Annotated in this window: 16 protein-coding genes; 13 read left to right on the forward strand and 3 right to left on the reverse strand. The window is 35.1% G+C overall.

Annotated elements, in window-relative coordinates:
* Positions 1 to 24: 24 nt before the first annotated feature.
* From C8E03_RS12335 to C8E03_RS12350, 4 genes are all read left to right on the forward strand, one after another.
* Positions 25 to 522 carry a DUF1543 domain-containing protein gene (locus tag C8E03_RS12335; protein ID WP_110291175.1) on the forward strand — a complete coding sequence of 166 codons (498 nt, stop codon included), beginning with the start codon at positions 25 to 27 and terminating at the stop codon, positions 520 to 522.
* Positions 523 to 630: 108 nt separating this feature from the next.
* The gene (locus C8E03_RS12340; RefSeq protein WP_094377703.1) at positions 631 to 1,161 is read left to right on the forward strand and encodes a PadR family transcriptional regulator; all 531 of its coding nucleotides are present in this window, start codon (positions 631 to 633) and stop codon (positions 1,159 to 1,161) included.
* Complete coding sequence (locus C8E03_RS12345; protein ID WP_110291176.1) at positions 1,158 to 1,721, forward strand: flavodoxin family protein; 564 nt, start codon at positions 1,158 to 1,160, stop codon at positions 1,719 to 1,721. Before C8E03_RS12340 ends, C8E03_RS12345 begins: the two co-directional genes overlap by 4 nt.
* 135 nt (positions 1,722 to 1,856) lie before the next feature.
* The gene (locus C8E03_RS12350; RefSeq protein ID WP_110291177.1) at positions 1,857 to 2,294 is read left to right on the forward strand and encodes a DUF4345 domain-containing protein; all 438 of its coding nucleotides are present in this window, start codon (positions 1,857 to 1,859) and stop codon (positions 2,292 to 2,294) included.
* Positions 2,295 to 2,404: 110 nt separating this feature from the next.
* Here C8E03_RS12350 and C8E03_RS12355 read toward each other — a convergent pair whose 3' ends face one another.
* From C8E03_RS12355 to C8E03_RS12365, 3 genes are read right to left on the reverse strand one after another with little or no spacing between them, the layout of a single operon-like run.
* Positions 2,405 to 2,995: a TetR/AcrR family transcriptional regulator gene (locus C8E03_RS12355; RefSeq protein ID WP_094377706.1), complete on the reverse strand. Its 591-nt coding sequence runs from the start codon at positions 2,993 to 2,995 to the stop codon at positions 2,405 to 2,407.
* A 31-nt stretch (positions 2,996 to 3,026) separates the two neighbouring features.
* Positions 3,027 to 4,793, reverse strand: a complete 1,767-nt coding sequence (locus C8E03_RS12360; protein ID WP_094377707.1) for an ABC transporter ATP-binding protein — start codon at positions 4,791 to 4,793, stop codon at positions 3,027 to 3,029.
* 1 nt (position 4,794) lies between these two features.
* Positions 4,795 to 6,600 (reverse strand): ABC transporter ATP-binding protein, encoded by a 1,806-nt coding sequence (locus C8E03_RS12365; RefSeq protein WP_094377708.1) that lies wholly within the window; start codon positions 6,598 to 6,600, stop codon positions 4,795 to 4,797.
* A gap of 229 nt (positions 6,601 to 6,829) precedes the next feature.
* On the opposite strand from C8E03_RS12365, the gene C8E03_RS12370 reads away from it, so the two are divergent.
* From C8E03_RS12370 to C8E03_RS21990, 9 genes are all read left to right on the forward strand, one after another.
* Positions 6,830 to 7,084, forward strand: a complete 255-nt coding sequence (locus tag C8E03_RS12370) for a hypothetical protein (RefSeq protein ID WP_201798202.1) — start codon at positions 6,830 to 6,832, stop codon at positions 7,082 to 7,084.
* 103 nt (positions 7,085 to 7,187) lie between these two features.
* Complete coding sequence (locus C8E03_RS12375; RefSeq protein WP_278321182.1) at positions 7,188 to 7,793, forward strand: TetR/AcrR family transcriptional regulator; 606 nt, start codon at positions 7,188 to 7,190, stop codon at positions 7,791 to 7,793.
* A 288-nt stretch (positions 7,794 to 8,081) separates the two neighbouring features.
* Positions 8,082 to 8,246, forward strand: a complete 165-nt coding sequence (locus C8E03_RS21985) for a hypothetical protein (protein ID WP_170122987.1) — start codon at positions 8,082 to 8,084, stop codon at positions 8,244 to 8,246.
* Complete coding sequence (locus tag C8E03_RS22845) at positions 8,243 to 8,374, forward strand: ATP-binding cassette domain-containing protein (RefSeq protein WP_110291178.1); 132 nt, start codon at positions 8,243 to 8,245, stop codon at positions 8,372 to 8,374. Before C8E03_RS21985 ends, C8E03_RS22845 begins: the two co-directional genes overlap by 4 nt.
* Positions 8,375 to 8,505: 131 nt before the next feature.
* Positions 8,506 to 10,311 (forward strand): ABC transporter ATP-binding protein, encoded by a 1,806-nt coding sequence (locus tag C8E03_RS12385; RefSeq protein WP_110291179.1) that lies wholly within the window; start codon positions 8,506 to 8,508, stop codon positions 10,309 to 10,311.
* Between the two features lies 1 nt (position 10,312).
* Positions 10,313 to 12,070 (forward strand): ABC transporter ATP-binding protein, encoded by a 1,758-nt coding sequence (locus C8E03_RS12390; protein ID WP_110291180.1) that lies wholly within the window; start codon positions 10,313 to 10,315, stop codon positions 12,068 to 12,070.
* Positions 12,071 to 12,461: 391 nt separating this feature from the next.
* A complete protein-coding gene (locus C8E03_RS12395; RefSeq protein ID WP_110291181.1) occupies positions 12,462 to 13,385 on the forward strand; it encodes a helix-turn-helix domain-containing protein in 924 nt (307 codons plus the stop codon).
* Between the two features lie 28 nt (positions 13,386 to 13,413).
* Positions 13,414 to 13,671 carry a hypothetical protein gene (locus C8E03_RS12400; protein WP_110291182.1) on the forward strand — a complete coding sequence of 86 codons (258 nt, stop codon included), beginning with the start codon at positions 13,414 to 13,416 and terminating at the stop codon, positions 13,669 to 13,671.
* A gap of 4 nt (positions 13,672 to 13,675) precedes the next feature.
* Positions 13,676 to 13,852: a hypothetical protein gene (locus C8E03_RS21990; RefSeq protein ID WP_170122988.1), complete on the forward strand. Its 177-nt coding sequence runs from the start codon at positions 13,676 to 13,678 to the stop codon at positions 13,850 to 13,852.
* Positions 13,853 to 13,902 lie beyond the last annotated feature (50 nt).

Consider the following 13,902-nt stretch of genomic DNA (forward strand, 5'->3'; position numbering starts at 1 on the left):
AAAGCGTAATAGCAGGAGGAATATATGAAAAAGTTATTTGTGATCGGAATTGGTGGAAGTGTTAGCAAAGCAAATATTGAAGTACATGATGTGCAACTGGTTATAGCAGATTGTATAGAAAAAACGTATGAGATTCTTAAAGAAGATTGGTATGGAGAACATTTGCACCTAGATGAATATAAAGCACTTACAGGCGCCGATGGGTGTGCTATTCAGATTAAAGATTATCCGCAAAATACAGAACTTAATCTGTTTTTTCTAAATAGGGGGGGGTATTTAAAGGAAACCTTTGGAGAACAACATGAATATGGATTTTTTGTAGCAAAAACGGAAGAAGAAGCAAAAGAGAAAGCGAAAAAAGAGTTACTAAAAAATGTTACTGATAGTCATGTTGACGGTATTTTCAAGGTTGAAAATAGTTTGAAATTTGCAGACGGAATGAAACTTTACATTCATTTAATTCTTGATGAAAAAGTGTATAGCTTGAATCCTGATTGGAGTGGCTATAAGAAGTTAATATAGATCAGTGGGGGAGCTTTTTTCTAAATATGACTATTGACAAATCCAATTTTGCTATTATAATATTTATATATCGATTCGATATATAAAACGATGGTATAAGGAGGAGATATGTTAGAATACATTATCTTAGGTTTTCTGATGAAAGAAGAAATGAGCGGGTATGATTTAAAGCAGTGGATGGTTAACTGCACATCCTACTTTTTTGATGCTAGTTTTGGGAGCATTTATCCGGCGTTAAAAAGATTAGAGGAAAAAGGCCACATCAGTTGTCATGAAGTTATTGAGAGTAGTAAATTCAAAAAACTTTATGCTATTACTGACGTGGGAAAGACATATTTTTTGAACTGGCTTGAAAAGCCGATTGCTTTTTCTAAAACAAAACAGGATCATTTAGTTAATTTCTACTTTTATCAATACTTACCCAATGAAAAAGCAATTTCTAATTTAAAAATTTTTATATCAGAAGTGGAAGAACTTTTAAATCGGTTAAGTAATCAAAAGTCGGACGTTGAAAAAGAATATGATGTAAATCAATTTAAATTCATTTATTCTGCAATGATCTATGGTGTTAATTACTATCAATTTATAATTGATTGGTGTAATAAGTTATTAAAACAAATCGAAGGAGAGAACTTATGAAAATAGCAATTATTATGGGAAGTCCCCAAAGGCATGGAAAGACCGCAACCGCACTTGGTTTTTTGGAGAGAAATCTTCTGTCACAAGGACATGATATTGACCGAATTAATGTAACTGATTATAACATAAATGCCTGTCTGGGCTGTTATGCCTGTATGCAGAACAAAGATGCAGCTGGATGTATACAAAAAGACGATGCCGAACAGGTACTCATGCGTATTAGCTTGGCGGATGTTGTAATCTATGCTTCCCCTCTATATTGCTTTGACCTTACTGCACAGTTGAAGCCTCTTGTTGACCGCTCGTTTTGTCTTTCCAATACATCCCTATTAGATGGAAAACGTGTAGCACTACTCATTACCTGTGCTGGTCAGGAAGAGGGAAATGCAGATTTAGTACAGGAATTTTTCCGCAGAGGCTTTGATGGAGAGAATAAGGGTATGTTCCATACGAAACTTGTTGGTGAGTATGTCATTCCATATAGTAATGCATCAGATTTTAATGAAAGAGCTAGAAAAACAGCAAATGATTTGGCGGCAGCCATTCTAAATGACCAATAAACAGAAAATAAGATATATTTACAAGTAGGGGCACATACTTATAAAAAAAGAAAAGGAAGTGCATTTTTTTTAGTTGTAACTATCGAAACGATATATAACTATTAGATTGATATAGAAAGAAGCGTGAAATAAATTATGAAAGATAATGTAATAAATAAAAATATGAAAAGCAAAATGATATCAAAGCGTATTATGCAGCTAATTCTTGGCCTGATCAGTATATTAGCCCTATTTTCAGCTTATTTGGGATATGCCTACGGTGCAGTCAACTGGTACTACGGCTTTGCTGAAGGGCAAGAATACTCAAACGGACTTCTTATGCTGGAAAGTAATTTTCGATTTTACAATGGTCTATGGTTAGGCATTGGTATAGTTTTGTTGTGGATGATCCCGCGAATCGACCGTGATAAAACAACGCTTCGGGTGATTGCTGTATGCTTTTTCTGTGGAGGAATTGGGCGTTTGCTTTCTTTGCTATTTTGTGGCATACCTTCTCCTATTGATCTTGTTTATGTAATGATTGAGTTTAGCTTTCCACTTCTAACCTTATGGCAAAGGCGTATCTTTAAATAACATGTTTTTATCTTTATTAAATTAAGTGCTGCAGGTGATTGGATTTTAATTGTACTAGTGTTTGTCGGAACATTAATTCCATTGTTTATCTCTCAACAGCTTTTTATCCATTATTGATTAATGAAAATATATGCAAACATAGTTTCAAACATCATCTCCAAATTTTCATCTAAAACATCTGCATGAAGAGCATCTTTTTGAGATACTGCTAATGCCATAATTCGTAGAAAATTTGTAAAGACCTTTGTATCTGCTTTCGGATTGATTCCTTCAAAGTGTTCAAATAGAAATTCCGGTGTGCCGGATTGCAGATCTGATTGGATCAATCCCTGTTCTTCCATCACTGGATACAACATTTCCATATCCTGTTCCGTCAGATACTGATAGATACTATCCTGATGAAAGATAATCTTTTGCAGAAAGTCCTTTGCTTCTGATACTGTGATTCTTTCACGTCCGTGAAGTATCTGATGAAAATAATCCATCATCCTGCGTCGTTCGTATTGAATCAGTTCTACCACAAATACTTCCTTTGACGTAAAAAAGTTATAAAATGTGCTCTTTCCAATCCCGGCTGCATTTGTAATTTTGACTACCGAGGTGTGTGTAAGACCGTACTTTTTAATCAATTCCATACCCTCGTCAAGCATCTTTTTCCGTATGATATTCTTTTCTTCCTCGTCAAAGACGCGTATTGGCATCTGTATTATCCACCTTTCATTATCGTACTAATCAAGCAATTCTCCAACTGCCTGCATTGTTCTGTTCTTCCCAGAGTCTTGCATACATTCCTTTCTCTTCTAGCAGTTCTTTATGTGTCCCACGCTCTGTAATTCTTCCATCCTCCAACACAACAATCTGATCCGCGTTGCAGACTGACTGCAATCTATGTGCAATTACAATTACTGTTTTCTCTTCTACAAGCTTTGATATTGCCTGTTGTATCAAGACCTCGTTCTCCGAATCCAATGCAGCCGTAGCCTCATCTAATAAGACAATCGGAGCATCCTTTAGTAACGCTCTGGCAATTGATATTCTCTGTTTTTCGCCACCCGAAAGAGTTGAACCACCTTCGCCTACCATTGTATCATATCCATCTGGAAGTGACATAATAAATTCATGACAAGCTGCCTTTCTCGCTGCTTCTATGACTTCCTCACTGGAAGCAGTCGCTTTCCCCATCCTGATGTTTGCTTCGATTGTGTCATGAAAAAGATATACATCCTGAAAAACAATACCGATATTCTCTAATACCTCATCTGCCTCCATTTGCGTCAGTGGAATTCCACCCAATGTGATTTCGCCCTGACTGACATCCCAGAACCTTGCAGCAAGTCTTGTAATTGTTGACTTTCCACTGCCAGATGGACCCACAAGGGCAGTGATTGTATTTTTCTTAAATGCTACCGATATATCATGCAATACCTGTTTATTGCCATAAGAAAAATTCACATGAGAAAAAACAATGTCCATATTTGAACTGTCTTTTTTCTCCTTCACTGTCCTTTTCACACATGGTAAGGGTTCTTCCTTGAAAATTGACTGGATTCGATCTCCCGACCGTTTACTTCTTGAAAAATCTGCAATAAATACGAACAGCATGGATACCGGTTCGTATACATTTAAAGTCACAATCAGGAATGCAATATAGTAAAATGGATGTAAGGAACCACCTGTTGTCAATACTGCGCCTAACAAAATCACAAATACGATACCAAGGTTTAATATAACTCTGCCAAGTACTGCAACCGGCGATGCAGATTTTGTTTCAATATTGATAGCTGCTTTTCTTTGATTTAAGAATGATTCTTTTAAAGTATCAAACTTTTCTCCCGCCATATGATAGGCTTTTAGCGTCTGTATTCCCTCCACATATTCAAGAATTCCAGAGGATGCACTTTGCTGTGCATTCTGCAAATCCAGGCTGGAATGTACCATTCTTTTATAACTGAGCAGCGCAAAGGGAAGTGCCAGTGGAACTACAATAAACATTGCAAGCATCATGCGATAATCAAAGATGCCAAGAACCAGCATGGACATCAGCAGTCTTGCTGTCGTAATAGTTATTTGCGGTGCAAACTGCCCAGAAAGTGTTTCTACCGTGGTGTAATCGCGCAAAAGAACCGTAGAAAGGTCTCCTGCATCACGCTCATTGAAAAAACCCATTGGTAGAATACGCAAGTGCTTTCCAATAGAAATCCTTGATTTTTTAATGGTATCTGCCATTCCAACGCAGCTGTCTATGTATGTTTTTCTTCGGATAAAGAAATAGGCAACGAACTGCAAAGCCAGAACTCCTGTGATTGCCCATAGCTGTCCTGACTGTAATTTTGTTTCAGAGGCTGATAATGGCAGGAGTAAATAGTAAATTGCCATAATCACGATATTATAAGGTAGAGAAGCCGTCACGCTGTCCAGAAAAAACCATAAGATTATATTGCGGTATTTTTTAGTGTTTCCAAAGGATAACATTTGAAACCATTGCTTTATTGTCTTCATATTATATAGCCTCCTGTTCTTTCCTTCTGATTGTCCATGCATCCCGTCGCTCATTAGCCGCTACCATATTTTGATACAGCACACAGGAATTCAGTAACTGCTTATGTGTTCCAAACCCATTTAGCTTTCCTTGCTCCAGTACTAGAATATGTTCTGCATTCTCAATCGTCCTCAATCGATGCGCAATGATAAAAACAGTTTTATTCTTAGATAGTTTTGCAAATGCTTCCTGGATTTTCGCTTCATTTTCTGCATCTGCATAAGCCGTTGCTTCATCCAGTATAACAATGGGTGAGTCCTTTAAAAATACTCTTGCTATCGCCAGTCTTTGTTTTTCACCCCCGGAAAGATATGTGTTTTTCTCTCCCACAACCGTCTGATACCCTTTGGGTAATCGCCTTATCACATCATCAATACGAGCATTTTTTGCAGCCTCCTGTATACTTTCAAAGGAAGCTTCTGTGTTCCCCATGCGAATGTTATTTTCCACTGTATCATGAAATATGACAGAATCCTGAAAAACATAGGATATGATGTTCATCAAATGATCTATTGGAATTTGCCTAATCTCTATTCCTCCAATTTTTATGCATCCTTTTTGGATGTCATAAAACCGTAACAAAAGCTGTGCCAATGTGGATTTACCGCCACCCGACGGCCCTACAATTCCATTTATGCTTCCCTGTTCTGCATAAAAAGATATATCATCAATTGTCTGTGCTGATTCTGTATATGAAAATTCCACATGTTCAAAAGCCACATCATAGGAGGAAGGAATTTGATTCCCATCTGACTTGATCTCAGGCTGATCAAGTACCTCATCAATTCGCTTTACACTTTCCACTATACGATTAGACATAATCATCATGTTCATCATACTTTCCATGGGCTCTTTTAAACCCGGTCCAACTAAAAAGAACAATAAAACAACTGGAAGAAAATAAACATAGTTTGTTGTTTTTGACATCAGTAATATACTTGCTGGAAGCAGGAACAACAGCTGTGTTCCAAAAAAAGCATAGTAACTCGCCATCGGGATTGCATTTGCTTTTGCCGTGCGATCCACTACATCCACAAAAGAATTCAAGTCATCCTCATATCGTTTAAAAGCACTTAACGAGCGATTAAACACTTTTACTACCGGCATTCCATGAATATACTCCACAATTGTTCCTGTCATTTTCTCCATAGAATCATGCATTTCCTTTTGCAATTCGGCTTTTCCTTTTTGCTTTAAGCAGCTTCCAAGCAGTATAACCGAAATCAGAATCGGAAGTAACGTTACCAGAGCCAGCCGCCAGTCTAACGCAAATAAATAAACCAATGTAAAAAGCGGTGTTGCAACTGCTGCTGATAAGTCACATAGATTATGTGCCACAAAGCCTTCTATCTCTTCTACATCATCAGACATAATCTTCTTTATTGCCCCCTGCGTAGTTCCTGTAAAATACCCTGAGGATATACGCGACATTTTATTCATCATAGTCATCCTGATTTCATATAAAAGATCATATGCACTTGTATGTGCAATTGCAGAAGACAGATAGGAAGTCACCCCATACAAAATCACTCCCGCCAGGGTAATCAATGCATATGCAATGATCCGATTGAAGTTAATTTGTGACGGGTTCCCATATGATCTTAACAGTTCTTTTACAACTCCATAAATTGTAAAAAATGCTGTAATACGTGCTCCTGAGGATAGTACTGCCAGGGCACATGCCAATGAAAGCTTCCGTTTCTTCGCTCCAGCCAATTCAAAGAGCCGGGCAATTCCTTCTTTCTTTTTCAACTTTTTCCTGCTCATTTTTATCTCCTTTTCCTGTTTATGCGACTATTATTATTATTTTGGTCGCATAAGTATTGTATAGTTAGTTACAACTAATTGCAATAGAAAAATGGCGATTTGTTAGATAATGATAAAAAATATCAGGACTGTACTGAACATCAGGAAAGTTACACAGTTTGTTGTTATAACATTTTAAACCATTTGGAGTATTTCAAAGCCATATAGAGTAGCGGAAATTAATTGAAGCGTGGCTATACGCTTTACAATAACATATATCATTTTGCTTGTACTCGAATTGACGGTGTTATCTTTACTTACTGGACTATGGAATTTTATACTGGGCGCTGCGGTTGGAATATATACACATATGCTTCCAGGTTTTATCATGGGATACTATTTAGTCAGTACAACAACGGTTAGTGAATTCGTTGCTGCTATGGAACGGATGAAAACGTTGAGACAAATAAATGATAAAATATTGCAATATAGAAGTGATTTATAAAATTGTATTGACAAATAAATATAATAATGATATAAAAATAACAGTGTTATTTTTTGGAGAGGAGTAAATTGTAATAGAAAAATCAGAAGAATGTAAAAAAAACATATTAGAAAGTGCTCAAAAGGAGTTTGTTCTGCAGGGGTACCACGATTCCTCTATGCGTATCATAGCTAAAAATGCTGGAGTAACGACAGGTGCAATCTATCGCTATTACCCAAACAAGGATTCTTTATTTTTAGCAGTTACAAAAAGTGCAGTAGAATCCTTCTATCAAATGTATGATCAGGCATATGACCAAACCGTTGAAGACGCTTTTCAGGGGATAAGTTATACCGAAAAAAGCAATAAGCAAGGAAGCCAGAGCAGTCTTGCAGCTATGTATGATTTGATTTATGAGCAGTTTGATAAATTTTATCTGCTTGCGAATTACTCTCATGAAACTATAAAAGGATCTTTTTTGCAAGAACTTGTTGAAAGAGAAACAAAGACATGGATAAAATATATTGAGATTTTGAAGAATAAATATAATTCAAACTATGTTATTAATAAAAATTCTTTACATATTATATGCGAAGTCTATATAAAAGCGATTTTTGAACCGATCTGTCATAAAATGGATAAAGAGACTGCAATTGCAGAGGCTACTTTTTTTAGGCAATTCTTTATTGATGGCTGTTTAGGAATTGAGAAAATTATAAAGAATAATTAACTATTTTTGAAGGGTGGTGTGAAAACGTAAAATTTCTTTTCCAAGTATCTATATTTTTAGTAAATAGTATTAAACTTATGCGTCCATGTGAGTGGGCGTTATCTCAAGACTACGAGTTAGCCAAAACTAACTCAAAAGGAGAATGATGAACCTAGTTCTAATCTGGATTCTGTCTCAATAACAAACTTAAAGCAAGTATTAACAACGTTAAAAGCTATGGGTAAGACAGTAATCGTGTCTGAGCATCGATTATATTATTTACGGAAATTAGGAGACCGGTTTATTTACATGAAAAATGGAAAGATATGTAATGAATATACAGATTCAGAAATGAATGAAGCACCTCCTGATATGTTAAGTGAAAAAGGTCTTCGTACATTAGATTTAAAGCATGTTACAAAAAAACATTTAAAATCAAAAAAGAGTGTGGATTTTTTGATTTTGAAAATATGATTTGCTGCCGAGGGAAAAAAGAAGTATTAAATATAACGAAACTTCAAATTACAAAAGGAGAGATTGTTGGGCTTATTGGAAAAAATGGTGCGGGAAAATCCACTTTTGTCAGTTGCTTTTCGATTTAGAGTTTTTACTTGGTTGCTACACCTCAGTACTTTATTTAGAAGAGGGAAAAGTGAAAGACTATTATTCTCTGCAAGAAATGAATGCAGAAACAAAACTTAAAAAATATTTTATTCCAGAGGAGGAGTTTTAAATGGAGGAATCAAAAAAAACATACAAAACAGGTATGCCTAGATTATTAGAACTTGCGGCTACGAAAAAACCTTTAGTGATTCTATCAGTAATTTTATCATCTTTGGCTGCAATTGCTAACTTTATTCCATTTATAGCAATTTATTTTGTTATTCGTGAGATTCTAAGAGTATGGCCAGAGTTTTCAAATCTAAATATATCAGAACTAATGAAATTTGCATATATGGCGCTTGGAGGAATGTTACTGAATGTATTCCTATATGTATCGGCCTTAATGTGCTCCCATATAGCTGCCTTTGGCACATTATACGAATTAAAGATCAATTTTGCATCTCATTTAGCAAAGGTTCCATTGGGATTCCATATTATGATAGGAAGTGGAAAGCTTCGTAAAATAACAGATGAGAATATTGAAAAAATTGAACAATTCATCGCTCATCAATTGCCTGATATTGTTGCAGCATTTGTTGCCCCGATTGTTATGCTTATATTACTGCTTGCAGTAGATTGGCGTTTTGGATCAGCTGCTATTTTGGGAATGGCCATTGCTTTTGCAATGCAGATTCTGTTATATGGAAAAGATGGCGCAAAAGAAATGATGGCAAAATATCAGACATCACTTGAAGATATGAATAACGCTTCTGTTGAGTACATTCGTGGTATTTCGGTCGTGAAAGCGTATAAACAAACAGTATATTCATTCCAAAGCTTACATAAAACAATTAAGGAATATACGGATATGGTGATTCCTTATACATTGAGCTGGGAAAATCCCATGTCTATGTATACGACGCTCATTAATCATATTTATCTGTTTCTTTTGCCAGTTGGAATTCTAGTAGGAATGAATACAACAGATTACAGAAAGTTTGCAATTACTTTTATTTTTTATCTTATATTTGTTCCGTCTATTGCAGGTGTATTAATGAAAGTTTTATATGTTAATTCAGATGTTACAAGGATATTTAATGGTGTTGAAGCAATGGATAAAATACTTTCTGAACCAGAATTAAAACAACCGATACATCCAAAAACAACAGAGAGTTTTCAAGTTACATTTAAAAATGTGGAATTTTCCTATAAAAAGGAGGAAAAGATTAAGGCGTTGGATGGTGTGGATTTTTGTGCGAATCAGGGTGAGGTGACAGCAATTGTCGGACCTTCTGGAAGCGGGAAAAGTACCATTGCCCATTTAACACCACGATTTTTTGATGTTGATAGTGGAAAGATCTTAATTGGTGAAGTAGACGTCAGAGACTTTACATCATCTTATTTAATGGAAAAAGTCAGTTTTGTTTTTCAAGATGTTTTTCTATTCAAGCAGAGCATTTATGACAACATTGCAATGGGGAATCCAAATGCTACGAAAGCAGATATCGAAAGTGCAGCAAAAGCAGCTCAGTGTCATGAATTTATAGAAAAATTACCGAATGGATATCAAACAGTGATAGGTACAAAAGGAGTACATTTATCGGGTGGAGAGCAACAAAGACTTGCCATTGCCAGAGCGATTGTAAAAGATGCTCCTATCGTTGTTCTTGATGAAGCAACAGCTTTCGCAGATCCTGAAAACGAACACTTAATCCAAAAAGCTTTTGAAAAACTGATGAAAAATAAAACAGTTATTATTATTGCTCATAGACTTTCTACCGTTCGAAATGCAAATAAAATTATTGTGATGGATCAAGGAAAAGTGATTGAAGAAGGAACGCATAATGATTTAGTAGCCAAAGAAGGAAAGTATGCTGCAATGTGGAAAACCTACAACACGACTTCTAGCTGGGTCATGAATGATAAGGAGGCGTAAAATGGAAAAGACAAGAAAAGAACCGTATTTGAAAAATGCCATGTTCTTAACAGATAAAGGATATAAAGATTTGAAAAAAGCAATCTTTGCCTGCACAATTACTAATTTTTCAATGTTTATTCCAGCATCTATCATGTTATTTGCAATTATGGAAATTGTAAAACCTTTTAACAATGAATCTATTTCCTGGTTAAAATTGTGGGGATTATTTGCAGCAGGAATTTTTGGGTTCATTCTTATATTTATCTGTAATAAAAATGATTATAAAAAAACTTACGTGGCGTCTTATTTAGAAAGTAAAAATACCCGTATAGCAATAGCGGAACATATCAGAAAGCTGCCTATGAGCCTATTTAATTCGAAAGATTTGACTGAACTTACAACGAATATGATGGGGGATGTTGAGACAAGTGAGCATGTACTAAGCCATGTATATCCGCAATTAATAGCAAATGGAATATCTGTAACCATTATTTGTATTATGTTATCTTTTTATGATTGGCGTATGTCGCTTGCAATTTTTATTTCGGTGCCTATTGCATTATTTATTATCGTGGCATCTCGAAAAATACAACAGTTTCTTGGTAAACGCCATGCTGTGGCAAAATTGGAAGCGTCTGGACAGGTGCAAGAGTATATCGAAGGAATTAAAGTAATTAAAGCATGTACTTTAGATGGAGAAAAGTCGGAAAAACTCAATAATGCTTTGTTAAATATGAAAAAACTTGCAATCCAGACTGAACTTGGGAGTGGTATTTTTGTAGCAAGTTCGCAAATGATATTACAGGCAGGGATAGGTCTTACTATTTTTGTAGGGACTACACTTTTGGCTGGTGGACAAATTGAGCTTATTCCATTACTAGCTTTTCTTCTTATTGTTACAAGAATATACGGACCGATCAATGTCGAATTACAATTACTCCCTGAGCTGTTTTATCATCAAATTGCAATCAAACGTATGCGTACTTTAATGGATTATGTACCAATGGAAGGCAAGGAAACGCCTATAGAAGAATACAACATAGAATTTCAAGATGTTGATTTTAGTTATAACAAAGGAAAGGAAAAAACAATTAGTAATATTTCAACAACAATTCCTGCGAACAGTATTACTGCATTAGTGGGTCCTTCTGGAAGTGGAAAAAGTACATTGTCAAGACTAGTTGCCCGTTTTTGGGACGTAGACAAGGGAAAAATTACAATAGGTGGTGTAGATATTAAAAATCTGGATCCAGAGCATCTGATGGGATATATGTCTTTTGTTTTTCAGGATGTCGTGCTTTTTAATGATACAATTTATAATAATATAAATATTGGAAATATGAATGCAACAAAAGAGGAAGTTATTGCAGCGGCAAAAGCAGCCCGATGTGATGAGTTTATTAATAAACTTCCCGATGGATACAATACTTTACTGGGTGAAAATGGAAATACTTTATCAGGAGGAGAAAGACAAAGGTTGTCTATTGCTAGAGCTTTGCTAAAGGATGCCCCCATAGTTTTGCTGGACGAAGCGACAGCAAGTTTAGATCCAGAAAGTGAAGAACATATTCAACAGGCAATTGGTGAGTTAATAAAAGGCAAGACTGTTATCGTAATTGCTCATAAGCTTCGTACTATTGCTAAAGCAGATAAGATTATTGTACTTGATAAGGGCGAAATAGCTGAAGAAGGTATCCATGAAATTCTAATGATGAAAAAGGGATTATATCATAAACTGTTTTCTATTCAGCAAGAAAGTATGGGATGGAGCGTGTAATGACACGGTTAAAAATGAATGTAAATAAAATAGGAAGGGAGTTCTTAGGTTACTGATAAAGAAAAAAAATTATTTGGAAAAGATGTATCAGCATTAAGTAGAACACTTGACACAACAAAATATAGAATCGAGTGTGATACATCTGATGGAATAATGAATTGTTATCATTTGTTCCCAGAAATAAAAAATTAAATAATACAAACCAATCAGCCTGTTTTATAGTATAATAAGTCCATACATTGCTATGTACTTACGATTCCTGTAACGCAGGTTGTTTTCATTTACGCGAGTAATGAGGAGAGCAAAAAGGTGTTTGCACATTTTTCTTTGACGAATACTAGGAGATGATATTGGCAACTGCTATATTATTGGACCAGTAGCAGTAGATTATTTGACAAGGACTCAAATATATAATTACAAGAAAATGCATAATATTAATGGAAAAGACTTGATAGTGCCCTATATTGATATAGATACCATGTTAAATATTATGGCAATATCAAATACAATGATAAATGGGACAATTATTAGTGAGGAAGAAATCATTTCTTATAGTATTAAGACAGCGAAGCACTTTAAGCCAGACGAAGAAGATGATTTAAAGTATAAACTTGAAAAAATGGAAGCAGACCTGAATCATATTAGCTATGCCGAAGAAAGAATGTTTACAGATGCAGTGAAAAACGCAGATTTAGAAATGATTGATAAAATAAAAAACAGCATAGAATCGGAAAGAATGGGAAGACTGGCTACTGCCAGCCGAAAACAGAATGAATATGTGACAGTATGTATCATTACTCTAATAACTCGTGCAGCAATTGAAGGGGGGATGAGTCCCTCAGAAGCTTATAACTTAAGTGATTTGTATCTTCAAAAGCTTGAAAAATGCACGAATATCGTCGAAATGTTATATTTGCAGAAAAACGCATTGGACGATTTCGTGAGGTTTGTAAAAATCTCAAGAGATCAACAGAAAAGTTCTGATTTTATTGAGTTATGTAAAGATTACATTGGAAAAAATATTTTTCAGACAATCAAAGTAGAGAATATTGCAAGAGAAGTTGGATTGAATCCAAGTTATGTATCAAGAAAATTTTCAGAACAGGTTGGAATGACAATACAAAACTACATTCTGAGGGAACGTGTGCAATTAGCAAAAAACATGTTAAAATATTCAGAATCTGATATTGTGGAAATATCAGAGTATTTATGTTTTTGTTCACAAAGTCATTTTGGAAGTGTCTTTAGAAAATATACTGGACAGACACCTTCTGAATATCGTAAGGAGAATAAAATAAGAGAATTTATACCATAGTAAAAATTATGATAAATAGGTAAGAATATTGTTACAAAAATTCGTGAAAATTGTATGGAAGATATCAGACCTTGTATATCTTGCCATTCTGGTTGTTTTTCAAGCAGCGGCAGCTCCTACTTTTAAAGAGAAAGATAAAAATTTACTGAATTGGTATATCAAGCAGCTTCAAAAATCTTCAGTTAAGGTAATTTTTAATCATGAAGTAAAAGATATTACTGATTTGAAAGCGGATGATATTGTGATAGCTACAGGTGGAACTGCTAGAAAATTAAAGTTTACGTGACTTATTGAAATTTCATGAAGTACCAGTTTATCTTGAGTCGAAAACAGTAGAGATTCGAAAGAATAGCGTTGTGATTGAGACGAAAGAAGGAAGAAAAGAGATTCTAGCAAACAGTGTGATTACATCAATTGTATATGTGCAGGTATCTGACGAGTTGGAGATGATATCAAATTATTCATGAGCAAATGATGTATGCTAATATTTAATAAGAAGCAAGGATTCCGATTTTCA

It is taken from the genome of Lachnotalea glycerini (genome assembly GCF_003201285.1).
Classification (GTDB): domain Bacteria; phylum Bacillota; class Clostridia; order Lachnospirales; family Lachnospiraceae; genus Lachnotalea; species Lachnotalea glycerini.